This is a genomic window from Alteromonas ulvae, assembly GCF_048987005.1.
In the GTDB taxonomy this organism is placed as follows: Bacteria; Pseudomonadota; Gammaproteobacteria; order Enterobacterales; family Alteromonadaceae; genus Alteromonas.
Map to the genome: position 1 here is coordinate 39,961 of NZ_CP185261.1, position 17,009 is coordinate 56,969.

Annotated in this window: 15 protein-coding genes; 10 read left to right on the forward strand and 5 right to left on the reverse strand. The window is 44.2% G+C overall.

Going from position 1 to position 17,009, the window contains the following annotated elements; translation table 11 throughout:
* Nucleotides 1-26 precede the first annotated feature (26 nt).
* The gene (yihA, locus tag ACOJR9_RS00155; protein WP_420934436.1) at nt 27-656 is read left to right on the forward strand and encodes a ribosome biogenesis GTP-binding protein YihA/YsxC; all 630 of its coding nucleotides are present in this window, start codon (nt 27-29) and stop codon (nt 654-656) included.
* Nucleotides 657-1,044: 388 nt separating this feature from the next.
* Here yihA and polA read toward each other — a convergent pair whose 3' ends face one another.
* Nucleotides 1,045-3,843, reverse strand: coding sequence for a DNA polymerase I (gene polA / locus ACOJR9_RS00160; protein ID WP_420934437.1), 2,799 nt, complete (start codon nt 3,841-3,843; stop codon nt 1,045-1,047).
* Between the two features lie 409 nt (nt 3,844-4,252).
* On the opposite strand from polA, the gene elbB reads away from it, so the two are divergent.
* Together elbB and ACOJR9_RS00170 are read left to right on the forward strand one after the other, a co-directional pair.
* Nucleotides 4,253-4,906: an isoprenoid biosynthesis glyoxalase ElbB gene (elbB, locus tag ACOJR9_RS00165; RefSeq protein ID WP_420934438.1), complete on the forward strand. Its 654-nt coding sequence runs from the start codon at nt 4,253-4,255 to the stop codon at nt 4,904-4,906.
* A gap of 146 nt (nt 4,907-5,052) precedes the next feature.
* Nucleotides 5,053-6,504 (forward strand): TrkH family potassium uptake protein, encoded by a 1,452-nt coding sequence (locus ACOJR9_RS00170; protein WP_420934439.1) that lies wholly within the window; start codon nt 5,053-5,055, stop codon nt 6,502-6,504.
* Nucleotides 6,505-6,614: 110 nt separating this feature from the next.
* On the opposite strand, the gene trkA is transcribed toward ACOJR9_RS00170, so the two are convergent.
* From trkA to def, 4 genes are read right to left on the reverse strand one after another with little or no spacing between them, the layout of a single operon-like run.
* Nucleotides 6,615-7,994, reverse strand: a complete 1,380-nt coding sequence (gene trkA, locus ACOJR9_RS00175; protein WP_420934440.1) for a Trk system potassium transporter TrkA — start codon at nt 7,992-7,994, stop codon at nt 6,615-6,617.
* An 18-nt stretch (nt 7,995-8,012) separates the two neighbouring features.
* Nucleotides 8,013-9,341, reverse strand: coding sequence for a 16S rRNA (cytosine(967)-C(5))-methyltransferase RsmB (rsmB, locus tag ACOJR9_RS00180; RefSeq protein WP_420934441.1), 1,329 nt, complete (start codon nt 9,339-9,341; stop codon nt 8,013-8,015).
* Nucleotides 9,338-10,294 carry a methionyl-tRNA formyltransferase gene (gene fmt / locus ACOJR9_RS00185; RefSeq protein WP_420934442.1) on the reverse strand — a complete coding sequence of 319 codons (957 nt, stop codon included), beginning with the start codon at nt 10,292-10,294 and terminating at the stop codon, nt 9,338-9,340. The genes rsmB and fmt overlap by 4 nt, the downstream gene beginning before the upstream one ends.
* Nucleotides 10,295-10,302: 8 nt before the next feature.
* The gene (def, locus tag ACOJR9_RS00190; protein ID WP_420934443.1) at nt 10,303-10,812 is read right to left on the reverse strand and encodes a peptide deformylase; all 510 of its coding nucleotides are present in this window, start codon (nt 10,810-10,812) and stop codon (nt 10,303-10,305) included.
* A gap of 207 nt (nt 10,813-11,019) precedes the next feature.
* On the opposite strand from def, the gene ACOJR9_RS00195 reads away from it, so the two are divergent.
* The 7 genes from ACOJR9_RS00195 (at nt 11,020) to ACOJR9_RS00225 (ending at nt 16,917) form a co-directional block, all read left to right on the forward strand.
* The gene (locus tag ACOJR9_RS00195; RefSeq protein ID WP_420936178.1) at nt 11,020-12,102 is read left to right on the forward strand and encodes a LysM peptidoglycan-binding domain-containing protein; all 1,083 of its coding nucleotides are present in this window, start codon (nt 11,020-11,022) and stop codon (nt 12,100-12,102) included.
* 40 nt (nt 12,103-12,142) lie between these two features.
* A complete protein-coding gene (gene dprA / locus ACOJR9_RS00200) occupies nt 12,143-13,270 on the forward strand; it encodes a DNA-processing protein DprA (protein ID WP_420934444.1) in 1,128 nt (375 codons plus the stop codon).
* Nucleotide 13,271: 1 nt separating this feature from the next.
* Nucleotides 13,272-13,748, forward strand: a complete 477-nt coding sequence (locus ACOJR9_RS00205) for a DUF494 family protein (RefSeq protein WP_420934445.1) — start codon at nt 13,272-13,274, stop codon at nt 13,746-13,748.
* Between the two features lie 100 nt (nt 13,749-13,848).
* On the forward strand, nt 13,849-14,391 hold the full coding sequence (locus ACOJR9_RS00210) for a topoisomerase DNA-binding C4 zinc finger domain-containing protein (RefSeq protein WP_420934446.1): 543 nt from the start codon (nt 13,849-13,851) through the stop codon (nt 14,389-14,391).
* A 23-nt stretch (nt 14,392-14,414) separates the two neighbouring features.
* The gene (locus ACOJR9_RS00215; protein ID WP_420934447.1) at nt 14,415-15,020 is read left to right on the forward strand and encodes a Sua5/YciO/YrdC/YwlC family protein; all 606 of its coding nucleotides are present in this window, start codon (nt 14,415-14,417) and stop codon (nt 15,018-15,020) included.
* A complete protein-coding gene (hemF, locus tag ACOJR9_RS00220; protein ID WP_420934448.1) occupies nt 15,017-15,949 on the forward strand; it encodes an oxygen-dependent coproporphyrinogen oxidase in 933 nt (310 codons plus the stop codon). The genes ACOJR9_RS00215 and hemF overlap by 4 nt, the downstream gene beginning before the upstream one ends.
* Before the next feature lie 293 nt (nt 15,950-16,242).
* Nucleotides 16,243-16,917, forward strand: a complete 675-nt coding sequence (locus tag ACOJR9_RS00225; RefSeq protein ID WP_420934449.1) for an OmpW/AlkL family protein — start codon at nt 16,243-16,245, stop codon at nt 16,915-16,917.
* The last annotated feature ends 92 nt before the right edge of the window (nt 16,918-17,009 follow it).

Here is a 17,009-nt window from a genome sequence, read left to right on the forward strand (position 1 = left end):
TATGACGCATGTGGAGGTAAGTCTAGATGTCGTATTACACCAAAGCAAAGTTCTTTACCAGTGCACCCGATATTCGTCATTTGAAAGATGACTCTGGTATAGAAGTGGCATTTGCCGGTCGCTCAAACGCAGGTAAGTCCAGTGCACTAAACACGTTAACCCGCCAGAAGAACTTGGCGAGAACAAGTAAAACACCAGGAAGAACACAGTTAATTAATGTATTTGAGTTAGATGAAAACTTACGGTTAGTTGATTTGCCCGGATATGGTTTTGCAAAGGTGCCGATGGAGACAAAGCTCAAGTGGCAGAAATCTCTTGGTGAATATCTGCAAAAGCGCAAATCGCTGAAAGGGCTTGTTGTCTTAATGGACATTCGTCATCCGTTTAAAGATTTAGACCAAGATTTAATTCATTGGGCTGTAGATGCTGGTATTCCAGTACTTGCGCTTCTTACAAAAGCAGACAAGCTAAAATCGGGTAAGCGTAAGGCTCAATTGATGATGGCACAGGAAGCGGCGTTAGCGTTTATGGGCGATGTGACAGTTAAAACGTTTTCTTCCTTAAACCGTCATGGTCTGCCCGAGCTTGAGCAGATGCTTGATATGTGGCTTGGCCGAACTGCTCCTGAAGGTGATGAAACTCCGGCTGCTGAATAAGAAGCAAAAAAAGCCTCGCTAAAAAACGAGGCACTAAATGAGAGAAAACACATAAAAACCGAAAATATAGAGTAGGTGAAAAATGAAAAGTTCAGAATAAGTAGAAAATAATTAGCGATGAGGTTTTTATTAGCGTTTTCATTGCCACTTAAACCTACTTGCGGCGCTTTTTAACAAACATAAAAAAACCCCGGTAAATGACCGGGGCTAAAGCAAAGGTTTGAAAACAGCTTTCTCACCTCTGTACCCTACATTGGTAATGTTACAACAAGAGTATAGAAAGGCAAGTACAAAATGTAATTTAATTACTAACTAAGCCTAATTTGTAAGCAACTTAATTGATTAAGCTGTAATCGAATTACTGAACGGTCAAGGTACCGAGTGTTAGTTAATGCGCTTCATCCCAGTTTTCACCAATACCTACCTCGACATCTAGCGGCACATTTAGCGTTGCAGCACTTTCCATAAGGGTTTTTATGGTGCTTACATAATCATCAATTTTGTCTTCTTTTATTTCAAATACCAGTTCATCGTGAACCTGCATCATCATAGTGACGTCGTCACTGGCGTTTTTCGCAATCCAATCGTCCACTTTTATCATGGCCATCTTTATGACGTCAGCCGCTGTACCTTGCATTGGTGCATTGATAGCCGCTCTCTCCGCCCCTTTTCTTCGCGCTCCATTACTTGCTTTAATATCTGGCAGATACAAACGTCGACCAAACACAGTTTCAACGTAACCTTTTTCTTTTGCGGCCTCTCGGGTGCTGTCCATATAATCAAGTACACCAGGGTAGCGCTCAAAATACAGATCCATATATTTCTGTGCTTCGTTGCGTGGAATATTAAGCTGTTTGGCTAACCCGAATGCGCTCATGCCGTAAATCAAACCAAAATTAATGGCTTTGGCGCTTCTACGCTGCTGCGTGGTAACATCGTCAAGGGCAATGCCGAATACTTCGGCAGCGGTTGCCTTATGTATATCCTTTCCATTTGCAAACGCATCAAGTAAGCCTTTGTCTTTCGACAAGTGCGCCATAATACGTAGCTCTATTTGAGAGTAATCTGCAGCAACAATCTTGTTGCCCTTTCTAGGTATAAAGGCTTGCCTAACGCGGCGGCCGGCCTCATTTCGAATAGGAATATTTTGCAAATTAGGATCGGTAGAGGATAGGCGACCTGTTGCTGTCACTGCTTGATGATAAGATGTATGCACTCTGCCGGTACGATGATTTATCATTTTCGGTAGTTTATCGGTGTACGTATTTTTGAGCTTAGTTAACCCTCTGTACTCCATAATTTTTTGCGGTAAGGAGTATTCTAATGCGAGTTCTTGTAGAACATCCTCAGAAGTTGAAGGTGCACCTTTTGGCGTTTTCTTAACAATAGGCAACGACATCTTCTCAAAAAGAATATGCTGTAGCTGTTTTGTCGAGCCCAAGTTAAATGTTTCGCCTGCTTCTTCGTGAACTTCTTTTTCTAATTCTGCAATGCGAGTTGCCAGGTCTTGGCTTTGTTGACTCAACTGTTGGCTATCAATCAACACGCCCTGTTGTTCCATGCGGGAAAGTACACATGCTAAGGGCACTTCAACATCTATAAGCAGACGCTTTAACGAATCAATTGGTTCAAGCTTCTCCCAAATAGCATGGTGAAGACGAAGGGTAATATCGGCATCTTCTGCCGCGTATGGTCCAGCTTCGTCTAAGTTAATTTGATTGAACGTAAGTTGTTTAGCACCTTTACCTGCGATGTCCTCAAAATGAATAGTTTTATGGCCTAAGTAGGCAAGTGCTAACGAGTCCATATCGTGTCGCTGCGCCGTGCTGTTAAGCATGTAACTTTCTAGCATGGTGTCAAAGCCAATTCCATTAAGCGTAATGTCATAATTGGCTAGTACATTCTTATCGTACTTAATATGCTGGCCAACTTTAATAGAAGAAGGAGACTCTAGGATAGGCTTCAACGTTTCAAGGACATAATCTCTAGATAGCTGATCTGGTGCATCTGGGTAGTCATGGGCCACCGGCACATAGGCGGCTTTGCCGGGCTCTATACAAAAAGAAACACCAACAATTTCAGCATCCATATAGCTGAGGCTCGTGGTTTCAGTATCAAATGCAAACAGCTTTGCTTGTTTTAGCTTTTCCACCCATGCGATAAATTGTTCTTCTTTAAAAACAACCTCATACTGAGAGTGGTCGATTTGAGCATCGTTTGAGAAAGCGCTTTCTGGTTCACCGTTAGGAGTGTCAGACGTGTCGTTTGAAGATGCATCAGAGGGCTGAGCATCGCTCGCGCCTAGCAGTGCGCTAACCTCTGAATGCCACCGTTTAAATTCATATTCTGCAAATAGGTCGCGCAGGGTTTCATTGTCTGGCGACGTTGGCATTAACGCTTCTACATCGTAATCGAGCTCTAAATCTATACTGATAGTTGCTAATGTATATGACAGCCTAGCTTGCTCTTCATATTCTGACATTTTAGCAGCCATGGTTTTACTGCCGCGAAAAGACAAATCGCTTATTTTATCGAGGTTTTTGTAGATATCATCGATGCCACCAATGCCATTAAGCAACGCTTGGGCGCTCTTGTCTCCAACACCTGGCACGCCTGGAATATTATCTACTTTGTCGCCTTTCAATGCTAAGAAATCAATAACCAGCTCAGGGGGAATACCAAACTTGGTAGTAACGCCCTCAACATCCATTGTCTGATTCGTCATGGTATTAATAAGCGTGACATGCTGATTGACCAGCTGTGCCATGTCTTTGTCACCAGTACTGATAACCGTATCTATGCCTCTCTCCGTGGCGTGTTTAGCCAGTGTGCCAATAACGTCATCGGCCTCAACACCCGATTCAACAATTACCGGTAGCCCCATTGCTTTTATAATCGTGTGCAAAGGCGCTATCTGACTTCTGAGCTCGTCTGGCATAGGAGGGCGATTAGCTTTATATTCAGCGTAAATATCGTCTCTAAATGTTTTACCCTTTGCGTCAAATATAACCGCCATATGGGTTGGGTTATATTGTTTGATAAGGCTTTTGAGCATATTTACTACGCCATAAATGGCGCCAGTATCTTGCCCTTTAGAGTTTGTTAGCGGCGGCAGCCCATGGAAGGCTCGAAACAGGTAAGAAGACCCGTCAACGAGTATAAAAGGAGACTTTTTAGATTCAGGCATAGAGGGTAACTTTCCAACATGGATAATGATCGCAAGGATGCCACAGGAAGGGAAAGATCGCCATATAGGGCTGACAGATAACTAGGATAGTCGGCTGTGGATAACTTTGTGATCTAAATATTTAGACACACTGATCCCGCTGATCATACAAAATATAAAGATCAAGGCATAATGCAAGAAAAATAAGGGAATGAAGCAATGATGAGAACACAGCATACCTGCTACAGAACATTCCATTTTGTGTGGATAACTTGGTGTACGTGATATTTCGTTTAACCAAATCAGCGCAATAATGTAGCATAAGAATTTACAAAACATATACGTAATGTTAAGAACTTTTTTAAAAATTTTGGTTGTTTTATAGCCAGAAATTGCATAAGTCATGAACGACCTAGTCTGGAGGAAAAATATGAAGCAAGTTGCTGTGATTCTAAGTGGAAGTGGTGTCTATGATGGCGCAGAGTTGCAAGAAGCCGTACTAACTCTGCTCGCTATTGAATTAGAAGGTGCGTCATACCAGTGCTTTGCGCCGAATGTAGACCAACTACATGTAATTAATCACTTAACCGGCGAAGTGGTTGAGAGCGAGACTAGAAACGTATTGGTTGAGTCTGCGCGCATCACACGAGGTAACATAAAGTCGTTAACGGAATGCAATGCAGATGATTTTGATGTGCTAGTCTTACCCGGTGGGTTTGGTGCTGCGAAAAATCTATGTACGTTTGCTGTAGATGGGGCAGACTGTGCATTTAATGAAAACGTGTTGACGGTATGTCAGGCATTTGCAAAAGCTAGAAAGCCAGCCGCATATGCATGTATTGCACCTGCACTTGCTGCAAAAGTCTACGGTAACGGCGTAAAACTGACTATCGGCAATGACAAGGGAACGGCAGAAGCATTAAATGCACTTGGTGCTTCCCACGTTGATTGTAATGTAGATGACGTTGTTGTCGACAACGAAGTAAAATTGGTTACTACGCCAGCTTACATGCTGGCAGAAAATGTGTCACAAGCTCACCGCAGTATCTCAAAAATGGTAAAAACCGTACTTGGAATGAAGTAGCAGAGAACAATTAGAAATGGGGAGAAAACAAATCGTTTCTCCCTAGGTAATATAGTCCTATAATCGGTTATACAGCGTATTTCGTTTGTTTTTAATAATTAGCGACTTAACATCCTAAGCCATCATAAAAATAAAGGCATAATAAAATGCACTATCGTGCCATTGTTCGAATTTTAGGGTTACTCATTGCGTTATTCAGCTTCACAATGATCCCCCCTGGCATAGTGTCTCTCATTTACCAAGACGGTAGCGGACTTCCATTCACCCTTACGTTTATCTTATGTGTCGTTGGTGGCATGGTATTGTGGTATCCCAATAGACAACAGAAGAATGATCTTCGAGCCAGAGAGGGTTTTTTGATTGTGGCACTGTTTTGGTCGGTGCTGGCGAGTGTTGGTGCCATACCTCTTATATTGCTCGAACAGCCTAGTATGACGGTGACCGACGCGTTTTTCGAGTCGTTTTCTGGATTAACCACAACGGGCGCTACGGTTATTGAGGGCATAGATTTTCTACCGCATTCAGTCCAGTTCTATCGTCAACAGCTTCAATGGCTTGGTGGAATGGGGATCATTGTATTGGCCGTTGCGATACTGCCTATTTTAGGCGTTGGTGGCATGCAGCTATACCGTGCTGAAACACCTGGCCCGGTGAAAGACAATAAAATGACTCCTCGTATTGCTGATACTGCAAAGCACCTTTGGTACATTTATTTATCTATTACTATTACGTGTGCCGGTGCCTATTGGCTTGCAGGAATGAATGTGTTTGATGCCATATGCCATGCGTTTTCTACTGTCGCTATTGGCGGGTTTTCAAACCACGATGCCAGTTTAGGCTATTTTTCAAGCCCAATGGTCAATGTAGTGTGTACCGTATTTCTACTTATCGCTGCGCTTAACTTTTCGCTTCACTATGCTGCGGTAAGCTCTCGTTCTATGCGAGGCTACTTCAAAGATCCTGAGTTCAAAGCCTTTTTTATCATCCAGGGTTCGCTTATTTCTATCTGCTTTTTGGTTCTCACGCTTTCTGGGTATTACAGTTCAGCGGAAACGGCCCTTGACCAAGCCATGATTCAAGCTGTTTCTATTAGTACCACGGCAGGTTTTGCGACCACTGATTTTTCGGTGTGGCCTACGTTTCTCCCTATAATGCTAATTTTTTCAAGCTTTATAGGAGGTTGTGCTAGCTCAACCGGTGGCGGATTGAAAGTGGTGCGCGTTTGTTTGCTGTTTTTACAGGGCAAGCGAGAAGTCGATAGGTTGATCCACCCCAAAGCAGTGTATGCGGTTAAATTTGGTGACAGAGCTATGCCTGATAAGGTAGTGGAAGCGGTGTGGGGATTCTTCTCTGCTTACGCCATTGTGTTTGTGCTTATCATGATAGGACTGATAGCCACTGGGTTAGATAATTTAAGTGCGTTTACAGCAACTGCCGCAATGCTCAATAATCTTGGACCAGGCTTAGGCAGCGTTGCGGCAAACTATGCAGATGTGACGGATGGCGGTAAGTGGCTGCTTGTATTGGCAATGGTATTTGGTCGCTTAGAGGTATTTTCTTTACTTGTGCTATTCTCGCCTACATTTTGGCGAAGCTAACCGAAGCTAACCGAAGCTAACCGAAGCTAATACTTCTCAAAGTCTGTGTAGATGTAATTGTGTGGAGGCTTGCCCTAGTCATCCACTTTTGAACGATGAGCCTGTATGATTTAACCAAAGAAAAAAGCACTTGGTTGAAAGAGCTTTTCAACATCGCCGATATATTTCTTATCAACTAAGAACAGAACAATGTGATCGTTAGCTTCAATTTTTGTGTCACTGTGGGCAATAATGACTTGTTCGTCTCTCACCACTGCGCCAATGGTTGTGCCGGGCGGCAACTTAATATCGCCTATCTGCTTACCAACCACCTTAGACGTATTTTCATCACCATGAGCGATGGCTTCAATTGCCTCGGCAGCGCCTCTACGTAGTGAGTAAACGTTTACTATGTCGCCACGCCTTACATGGGTGAGAAGCGCTGAAATAGTGGCTTGCTGGGGAGAAAAGGCAATGTCAATTTCACCGCCCTGTACCAAATCTACATAAGCGCCGCGCTGTATCAGCACCATTGCCTTTTTAGCACCCATGCGCTTAGCCAGCATGGCAGACATGATATTGGCTTCATCGTCATTGGTAACGGCAATGAAGGCGTCAACCTGTTCAATGTTCTCTTCACCAAGTAACTCTGGATCTGACGCATCACCGCTAAACACGATGGTTTTATCTAGATGTGCAGCTAAGTATTTTGCCCGTTCAGGACTAAACTCGATGAGCTTAACGTTATGGTTATGCTCAAGCTTTTTTGCCAGCCCAGCGCCAATAAGCCCGCCACCTGCAATCATGATGCGTTTATAGCTAGACTCTAACTTTTGCAGTTCACTCATTACGGCGCGAATGTGCTTCGTTGCAGCAATAAAGAAGACTTCATCATCTGCTTCTATTACCGTTGTACCTAATGGGCGTATGGGGCGTCCTCGGCGGTATATAGCCGCTACCCTTGTTTCCACATTCGGCATATGGTCTTTAAGGGCCGACAGGGCATGTCCCACCAACAAACCGCCATAATAGGCTTTTACAGCAACAAGACTTGCTTTGCCTTCAGCAAATTCTACAACCTGAAGCGCACCAGGGTAATCAATTAACCGTTTAATAGCTTTGGTGACGAGTTGTTCTGGAGCAATGATGTGATCAACGGGGATATCTTGCTGCTTGTAAAGTTGTGCTTGATAAATAATGTATTGCTCTGAGCGAACCCGAGCAATTTTTGTGGGGGTTTTAAATAGACTGTAAGCAACCTGACACGCTAGCATGTTACTTTCATCACTGTTAGTTACCGCGATAAGCATATCGGCATCTTCTGCACCCGCACTGCGCAACACGTCTGGATGAGAGCCTACGCCAGTGACTACCTGCAAATCGAGTCTATCTTGGAGCGAGCGAAGAATATTAGGGTCAGAGTCAATAACTGTAATCTCGTTATTTTCACCCACCAAATTTTCGGCTAGTGTTCCACCGACCTGACCCGCACCCAAAATGATGATTTTCATCGTTATTACTTTGCCTTATTACACCGATTCGCCAGACGACTTTACCAGCCTCGCATAATAGAAACCATCCATTTGTTGTTCACCAGGTAGAATTTGGCGACCAGGATTTTCACTGGTTTCTGTTTTGACGAGAGGCACTAATGTTGCGTCATCTGTTTCTGCAACAAAGCGTTTAATTTGCTCTTTGTTTTCTTTTGGCAAAATAGAGCAGGTGGCATAAAGCATGGTTCCACCCGGTTTTAACGTTGTCCAAAGCGCATCAAGTATGTCTCGCTGTAATGTCGCTAAGTTGTCTATATCACTGGACTTTCTGAGCCATCGAATATCAGGATGACGACGAATAACACCGGTAGCAGAGCAGGGCGCATCTAACAAAATACGATCGAACGGTATTCCATCCCACCACTGTGATGGATTGGTCGCGTCCCCTTGTTTTATGTCGACGTTATGTTTCAAACGAGTCATATTTTCATGCACTCGTTGTAAACGCTTGTCATCGGCATCCAGCGCTAAACAATAAGACAACTCTGGCGCACGTTCGGCAATATGACCTGTTTTTCCACCTGGAGCGGCGCAACAGTCTAGAATTCTTTCCCCATTTTGCGGGTCTAAATAGCGAGCGGCTAATTGTGCTGCGCCATCTTGCACGGCAAAAAAGCCTTTGTCGAAACCTGGCAGTGCAGTGATATCTTCACGAGACTTCAATATAACGCCATCAGGGTGGGAATCACTAAATGAAAACTCAATATCGGCCCGAGTTAACAGCGTGGCAAATTCATCACGTTCAATTTGCTGGGTGTTTACCCTAAGCCATATAGGCGCCATTTCATTAGTTGACTGGCGTACGGTATCTGCATCATCTTGGTATGCGCTCTCTATGGCTTTATAAAGCCATTTAGGCATGCCGCTGTTGATAATAGGATCGTCAATAGCCTTATCGATGAGTTCTTCACGTTGAAAGTTTCGTAGTACCGCGTTTACTAATCCTTTTAATCCAGTGCCTCCCAAGTAGGATGCTGCTGCCACGGTTTCTCCAACAGCGGCATGCTTGCTCACTCTTGAAAAGGCAAGTTGGTATAACCCCAGCATAATAAGGTGTTCTAGCACCTTTTTGTTCCCCTTAAGAGGGCGATCGAGTAATGTTCTTAGCCAATACTGTAGTATGGGGAGCTTTCGCATTACTCCTAGGGACATTTCTTGAAGCCACGCATTGTCTCTAGCGTTATGTCGACGTTGTACGCGCTCTAAGCAGTCTCGAGAAGACTTGCCTTGCTCGAGTATTTGGTAGATAACCCATGCGCAATCTGCTCGCAGATTCTTTTGTTTAGGTAGAGGAAGGGGCTTCACTGGTTGCTCTCTTGAGACAATGAGCGGCCTGTTTCGAACCACGCTTTGCGTGCGTTAATGACATCTGCTGCTGGCAAGGGCTTTTTACCTGGGATTTGCAGAAGTGTGATTGTGAGCGCATCTTTCCCTGTTGCCACGGTTATTCCCTCTTTACTGGCATTAACAATAGTGCCAGGGGAGGCGTTATTGGTAAGCGGTTCTATGTGCGCCGCCCACACTTTAATGTTTTGATCTTCTACCTTCATCCACGCCACGGGCCAAGGGTTAAACGCCCTTATATTCCTTTCAATTTGCTCTGCGCTGTCTTCCCAGTTTATCAGTGCTTCGTCTTTTGATAGCTTCTTCGCGTGGGTCGCAAGCGCATCGTCTTGCTTTTGAGGAGTTAGCGATTCAATGTTGTTTAATACATCAACTAGGGCGTTAGGGCCAAGCTCTGCAAGTTTGTCGTACATGGTCGCGCTTGTATCTAGCGGTGTAATGGGTAACGTGGCTATATGCAGCATGTCGCCGGTATCTAAACCCTCGTCCATTTGCATAATGGTAACGCCCGTTTCAGCATCGCCTGCCCAAATTGCTCGCTGTATTGGTGCGGCACCACGCCACTTTGGCAGAATAGAGCCGTGAACATTAATGCAGCCTAGTCTGGGGGCATCTAAAATTATTTTTGGCAGTAACAATCCGTAAGCGACAACCACCATAATATCCGCATCAAGTGCACGAAGGGTTTGCTGCGCCTCGACATCTTTTAAAGAAGCGGGTTGGTAAACTGGTATATTGTGCTCGTGCGCTAATTGTTTCACCGGGCTTGCAGTGAGCTTTTTTCCTCTACCGGCAGGTCGGTCTGGTTGCGTATAGGCGGCAATAATATTGTGCTCACTGTCAATCAATGCCGACAAGTGTTTAGCTGCAAAATCCGGTGTACCGGCAAAAATAACGTTAAGTGGCGCTGTCACGGTTTTCCTTAAGCTTTCGCTGCTAATCTGGCTTCTTTTTCAAGCTTTTTGCGAATACGCTGACGCTTTAGCGGCGATAGATAATCGATGAAAAGAGTGCCTTTCAAATGATCGAGCTCGTGCTGTATGCAAATTGCTAACAGCCCCTCAGCGTCTAATTCAAATGGTTCACCATTTTCGTCAAGCGCTTTTACTGTGATAGCTTCTGCACGTTCAACTTTTGCGTAGTTGCCCGGCACAGAAAGACAGCCTTCTTCGCTTATGGTTTCGCCTTCTTTGCGCGTGATTTCAGGGTTAATGAAAACTCGTGGCTCATCTTGCTCTTCCGATACATCCATAACCACTACTCGAACGTGACGGTCGACCTGAGTAGCCGCAAGGCCAATACCCTTTTCGTCTTTCATCGTTTCGAACATATCAGCAACGAGTTGCTTAATTTCATCGTTAACGTCATCTACCGGCTTAGCTACCGTGCGAAGACGCTCATCTGGAAAACTTAAAACATCTAATATTGCCATTTGTCGCTTACTTTGCCTTTTCGCTGTATAAATTCATATACGATCTATTTACCAATGCACTTTACAGTGCAGATTTACTCACTATTCTAACGTATAACACAGACTATGGTGCAGTTTTTTGCTCAAGTCCTTTAAGAATACGTGTAACTGTCGATATAGTGGTATTGTCTTAAAAAGCAACAATAAGTGACAGTGAATCTTTTGCAGGTGGTTAATTTGAAAAAGCGATTATACAAATACGGGCGAGTAATGTTGGCTGCAGCTCTGGCGATTTTTGCGCTACCTGTACTTGCACTTCAGTTAAAGGACAGTGCACCGCAAACTTATACCGTACAGCGCGGCGACACGCTGTGGGATATCGCTAATATTTTTCTTAACGAGCCTTGGCTATGGCCTGAACTATGGCGAACCAATACGCAAATCGATAATCCCCACTTAATTTATCCGGGTGATGTTATTGTGGTCGGCATGATAAATGGAGAGCCCGTGCTTTCTATCGCCCGAGAGAAGCCCTTAATCTCACTGTCTCCTCAAACCGAAAAGCGGGTGAAGTCATCGCCCATCAATACATTGGCTTGGAGCGAAATAGCGCCATTTATAAATCAACATACCATAGTTGATAAGGACAATTACGAGGTTCTGCCGCGAGTACTTGGCAACAGGGATGCAAATGTTCGCTTTGCCGCTGAAAATCTCGTGGTCAGCGAGCCCCAATACAATACCCCAGACCAGTTACGTATCGTAAGAAAGCAATCTATTATAACAAACCTTGATGGTCGCGAATTGGGCGTTCAAGTTTCGCACGTTGCAGATGCATCCGTGTTTAAAGAGTCGATAAGTGCCGACTCAATGCTATTGTCGTTAACCGCCTCGACACAAGAGGCAAACTTGGGTGATAAGATTTTTGACGGCGACTTTTCTCATGAGAAAAGCTTGGTGCTTAAGCCCGCAAAGACGCAGCGAGGCTTTGTTGTTGGCGACCTACACGACCATGATTTACTCGGAAAATACGACGTGGTTATTTTAGATTTAGGTAACACTGAGGTAGAGCCGGGCACCGTAATGGGTGTATACGCGAGAGGGCCATCAATTATTAACGATGAATTGCCAAAATATACAAACAAATCAGACATGCAAAAAAGTAGAGACTGGTTTGCTAACACTGTTGATCAACCCGCACTCAAGGTGGGAGAGATCATCATTTACAAAACCTTTAATGCGGCAAGCTATGGTTTGATAACGCGAGCGAACACGGGTATTCAACGCGGGTATATTGTTGCTCACCCCTAACGTTATGCTGTAAACATTGCCGCACCGACTTGGAGCGGCAATGCATCACAATTCTGCATCTATTTCAGCACAATCAATGGCGTGGATACGTCTGGCCTCGGCATACAGCGTCGCTACAAAGAAATGGCTGATGTTATTAAGTGAACTTAACTGCAATCCACAAGAGCTTCTTACATCTACGAGTAAAGCTTCTACTGTAAAAAGTGCGCACAAAACAGCGACATTATTGTTTGACAAAATATCTGAACAATCAGTTGAAAAAGCGTTAATTTGGCTAGATGGAGCACCAGAGCGATGCATAATAACGTTTGAGTGCCAAGAATATCCAGAAATGCTCAAAACACTGGATAGCCCTCCGTTTGCTCTTTTTGTTATTGGAAATCCGCTGCTTTTGCAACAGCCTCAAGTCGCAATGGTGGGAAGCCGCCGTGCTAGCTATCAGGGAAAAAGCATTGCTGAAGATATAGCAACAGCACTTGCTAATGCAGGAATAACAGTGACCAGTGGTATGGCGTTAGGAATTGATGCCGCAGCGCATAAAGGTGCGCTTAAAGGGATAGGCAAAACAATCGCCATAATGGGAACAGGCCCAGATACAATTTACCCCTATAAGCATAGGCCATTACATGCTGATATTCTTAATGCTGACGGCGCTGTTATCACAGAGTTCTTTCCCAGTGTACCCGCTAAAGCATGGCATTTTCCAAGGAGAAATAGATTAATTGCTGCAATATCGCTCGGAACGCTGGTGGTAGAGGCAAAAATTAAAAGTGGCACCTTGATTACGGCGAATTTGGCCGCAGATCTAGGCCGAGACGTATTTGCCATTCCCGGAAGCATATATCATTCTTATTCTGAGGGGTGTCACTGGTTGATTCAGCAGGGTGCTAAATTAGTAACTAACGTTAATGATATCTTTGATGAACTTGCAATAGAGCCCTTGTATACAGGTGATACCCTAAGTGGTGAGAATGAAAAAAGTGAAGTGAATAGCTTGGCAACGGACCAATTATTAGCTAGTGTGGATTACAACGTTACCGCAATAGATGTTATAGCGCAGCGCGGCTCCATGCCTGTACAGCAGGCAATGGCATTATTATTAGAATACGAGTTGTGCGGTTTAGTAACTGCTGTCCCTGGCGGTTACATTAAATTGAGGGGCAAATAAAATGTTCGATATCCTCATGTATCTGTTCGAAAATTTCATCCATAGTGAGACTGAAATTCGTGTCGATCAAGACGAATTGACCGACGAGCTCGTGCGCGCTGGTTTTCATCACGATGAGATATACAAAGCGCTTGCATGGCTAGAAAAGTTAGCCGCCCTGCAAGAGACAGACATCAAGCCTTACTTTTGCAAAGGGATTAATACAAGCTTAAGTCGAATCTATACCCATGAAGAGCAAATGCGCTTGGACGTGGATTGTAGAGGGTTTCTGATGTTTCTTGAGCAAGTTAATGTGCTTGATGCATCTACCCGTGAAATGGTGATAGACCGCGTTATGGAAATAGATTCTAACGAGTTTTGTTTAGAAGACTTAAAGTGGGTGGTATTGATGGTTCTGTTCAATGTGCCGGGTAAAGAAAAGGCTTATGCGCAAATGGAAGATTTACTCTTCGAAGAGCCAGATGGTGTTTTACATTAATCTGCATGCGTTATTGTTTTTAGGACTCTCTTTGCAGACACGGTGCTCACAATGCCTGCTTTGCAAAGAGAACGCTTCAAAGTGTGTGATATAAATCATCATGTCTAAAATTGACCACTCATTATTTTCTGCTCACGAGCACGCATTAGAGGAAAGCTTTGGTGACTGCCCTGAATGCGGTAAGCCACTTCGTATAAAAAACAGTAAAACTGGCCCTTTCATAGGGTGTACCGCATATCCTGAGTGTCACTTCAGTAAACCGTTACATGACAATCAGACCGCTCTACTCAAAACGTTAGATGGCGTGGCTTGCCCCGACTGCCAATCAGAACTCGGGATCAAAAAAGGCCGTTATGGCATGTTTATCGGTTGCACTAACTTTCCAACGTGTCACTTTATCGCTCCGCTGAAACAGCAGGAAGAAACCCAAGTTCGCTGCCCTAAGTGTCAGTTAGGCGAGCTTATTTCTCGCACCAGTAAGTTTGGAAAACAATTTTTTGCTTGCAATCATTATCCTACATGTCGATATGTGCTAAATTTCGAGCCAGTTAGTGAGCAATGTCCAGAGTGTGGTTGGGGTGTATTGATTGATAAAAAAGGTCAATATGTTTGCCCTCAACCATCATGTGGCTTTAAAAAATAATTACCATCTAGAGATAACGATTAATGTCTGATACCCAAAAAGGGCAAGTGGATATATACAATCCAGTTGAAGTCGAGCAGACCACGGCTGACCCTATTGTCGAAGCATTCCACGCTGGTAAGCTACTGGTTTATCCAACTGAAGCCGTTATGGGCATTGGATGTGACCCTGACAATAAAAAGGCAGTGGAGTTACTGCTTCAAACCAAGCAACGTTCTGTGGATAAAGGCGTTATTCTCATAGCTGCTAACTATAGCCAGCTTCTTCCTTATGTAAATGACGAGGCAGTATTACAGCATAGGCGTACTGACATCTTTTCAAGTTGGCCAGGCCCTATAACGTGGCTGCTGCCAAAGTCGAAGACGGCACCGTACTGGATTACTGGCTTGCACGATAAAATAGCTGTGCGTGTGACTAATCATCCATTAGTTGCAGACTTATGCAACAAGGTTGGTAAGCCTATTGTATCTACAAGCGCAAACTTGGCAGGAGAATCACCTACACTTTCTATCGAAGAAGCAAGAAGCGTGTTTGAAGACAGTGTTACTTACGTCAATGGTGAAGTCGGTGGCAATAAAAAACCAAGCACAATCAAAGACGGTGATACGGGAGAAATAATAAGATCATGAAGCCAGCACAATTACTTGATGGTAAAAAGGCAGCCGATGTTATTGAAACAGTTAAAGCGTATTTGCTAAATCTTCAAGACACGATTTGCCAAGCCATAGCGTTGGCCGATGGAAAAGGGCAATTTACCGAAGACAGCTGGGTGCGAGAAGAAGGCGGCGGTGGCCGCTCTCGCGTGATGAAAAATGGGGCTGTGGTGGAACAGGGCGGTGTCAACTTTTCGCACGTTTTCGGAAGTCAAATGCCTGCGTCTGCAACCGCCAACCGTCCAGAGCTAGCCGGCAGAAATTTTCAAGCAATGGGCGTATCACTCGTCATTCATCCGCATAACCCTTACATCCCTACTTCTCATGCCAATGTAAGATTCTTTATAGCTGAGAAAGAGGGTGAATCTCCAATATGGTGGTTTGGTGGTGGATTCGACCTAACGCCTTTTTACCCGTTTAAAGAAGACGTTCAACACTGGCACGATACAGCTAAAAAACTCTGTGCGCCCTTTGGTGAAGATGTTTATCCAAAGTACAAAGAGTGGTGCGATGATTACTTTTATTTGAAGCACCGCAATGAGACCCGTGGTGTAGGCGGGCTCTTTTTTGATGATCTTAATGCATGGGGTTTTGACCAGTCTTTTGGCTTCATGCAAGCGGTGGGTAATGGTTACATTGATGCGTATGTGCCCATTATCAAACGACGTAAAAATACTGCATACGGTGAAAGAGAGCGTGAATTTCAGCTATACCGACGAGGGCGCTACGTTGAATTTAACTTAGTGTTCGACCGTGGCACGCTGTTCGGTTTGCAGACAGGAGGAAGGACAGAATCAATTTTGATGTCGATGCCCCCATTAGCTCGCTGGGAATACTGTTATTCACCGTCACCAGGCAGCGCAGAATCGAAACTAGGCGATTGGTTGAAGCCAACGAACTGGTGAACATCCACGGCGTAGGATTGGGTCTGGGGCTGAGTGGGGGTTGAGTGCAGGGCTGATTAAAACGCGAAACAGCGCAGCCCACTCAACGCGATAAGCGTTACAGGTGAAAATCACCAAGTCATTGGTTATCTTGGGGGCAGTACAAATAAAGAGTCTATCGACGGTGTTTGATCTACATCAACCTGCGCTGCTATGTTCGTTCAGCGAACTTGGTATATTGCGCTAGATCAATTCCTTATGTTTAAAAATGAGTAGAGTGGCGTCATCTTATTTAAACATACGAGAGACACACAATGCGTACACATACTCTTTCTGCACTTTGTCTTACTCTGGCAGCTATTGCCCCTTTTGCTAATGCTCATCAGCAAGGTGACTTACTCGTTCGCGGAGGTTTAACCACAGTCGCACCTGACGAGTCTACTTCAAATATTTTAGCGGGTGGAACAGATCTAGGCGTTGCCCTAAATATCGGCAACGATACTCAACTAGGTCTCAATATCGCTTATTTTATTACTGACAATATTAATATTGAATTATTAGCGGCCACACCATTTAAGCACGATGTCGATTTTTCAGTAGCAGACCCACTTGGTACAGGTAACCAACTTGGTGAGGTTACGCATTTACCGCCAACCCTTACGGTGAACTATTACTTCAATGATGCTAGTTCAGCATTTCAGCCTTACGTAGGAGCGGGTATCAATTATACCTTCATCTTTGATGAGGAATTTACATCAGCAAATAGCGACGCAGGGTTAAGCGATTTGTCGCTTGATAATTCTTTTGGTTTATCAGCACAAGTGGGCATGGATTATATGGTTGATGACAAGTGGCATGTAAATGCATCTGTACGCTTTATTGATATTGATACTGAAGCAACGTTTAACGTTGGCGACGCTAGCGGTGCAGTTGAAAACATTGAAATTGACCCTTGGGTTTACACTATATCTGTGGGCTATACCTTTTAGGTAGTTGCTTATAAAAGAACTCTTGCAGTAGCTCAGCTTGTAATAGCAACTCTTGTAATAATTTACCATGCAGTAGCATTCCAAGTAGAGGC

Excerpts from the sequence above, each read along its gene's own strand:
- yihA (WP_420934436.1), top strand. The coding sequence starts at position 27 with ATGTCGTATTACACCAAAGCAAAGTTCTTTACCAGTGCACCCGATATT.
- polA (WP_420934437.1), bottom strand. The coding sequence starts at position 3,843 with ATGCCTGAATCTAAAAAGTCTCCTTTTATACTCGTTGACGGGTCTTCT.
- elbB (WP_420934438.1), top strand. The coding sequence starts at position 4,253 with ATGAAGCAAGTTGCTGTGATTCTAAGTGGAAGTGGTGTCTATGATGGC.
- ACOJR9_RS00170 (WP_420934439.1), top strand. The coding sequence starts at position 5,053 with ATGCACTATCGTGCCATTGTTCGAATTTTAGGGTTACTCATTGCGTTA.
- trkA (WP_420934440.1), bottom strand. The coding sequence starts at position 7,994 with ATGAAAATCATCATTTTGGGTGCGGGTCAGGTCGGTGGAACACTAGCC.
- def (WP_420934443.1), bottom strand. The coding sequence starts at position 10,812 with ATGGCAATATTAGATGTTTTAAGTTTTCCAGATGAGCGTCTTCGCACG.
- dprA (WP_420934444.1), top strand. The coding sequence starts at position 12,143 with ATGCATCACAATTCTGCATCTATTTCAGCACAATCAATGGCGTGGATA.
- ACOJR9_RS00205 (WP_420934445.1), top strand. The coding sequence starts at position 13,272 with ATGTTCGATATCCTCATGTATCTGTTCGAAAATTTCATCCATAGTGAG.
- ACOJR9_RS00210 (WP_420934446.1), top strand. The coding sequence starts at position 13,849 with ATGTCTAAAATTGACCACTCATTATTTTCTGCTCACGAGCACGCATTA.
- ACOJR9_RS00215 (WP_420934447.1), top strand. The coding sequence starts at position 14,415 with ATGTCTGATACCCAAAAAGGGCAAGTGGATATATACAATCCAGTTGAA.
- hemF (WP_420934448.1), top strand. The coding sequence starts at position 15,017 with ATGAAGCCAGCACAATTACTTGATGGTAAAAAGGCAGCCGATGTTATT.
- ACOJR9_RS00225 (WP_420934449.1), top strand. The coding sequence starts at position 16,243 with ATGCGTACACATACTCTTTCTGCACTTTGTCTTACTCTGGCAGCTATT.